Raw genomic sequence first — 286 nt, 5'->3', positions numbered from 1 at the left:
CCCCACAACTGGGACTGACCGACCGCGTCTGCGCTCTAAGAACTAGTGCCGGGCCGGACGAATCTCGCGCGGCAGCGCGAACACCAGCGTCTCGTTGGCAGTGGTGACCGGCTGGACGGTGTCGTAGCCGAACTCCGCGAGGCGCTCGAGCACGCCGCGCACCAGGATTTCCGGTACCGACGCGCCTGAGGTGACGCCGACGGTCGTGACACCCTCGAGCCAGACCGGGTCGATGTCCTCGGCGTAGTCGACCAGCTTGGCGGCATTGGAACCGGCGTTCAGGGCC

1 pseudogene is annotated in these 286 nt (G+C 67.8%); it reads right to left on the bottom strand.

The features are described from left to right. Positions 1-42: 42 nt before the first annotated feature. Positions 43-286: pseudogene (locus FVA95_RS29640) on the bottom strand (4-hydroxy-3-methylbut-2-enyl diphosphate reductase); the annotation flags it as partial.

This window comes from Pseudonocardia sp. EV170527-09, assembly GCF_008369905.1.
Classification (GTDB): domain Bacteria; phylum Actinomycetota; class Actinomycetes; order Mycobacteriales; family Pseudonocardiaceae; genus Pseudonocardia.
Note: the sequence above shows the minus strand (reverse complement) of the source record. Positions and strands in the feature narration are given on the sequence as shown.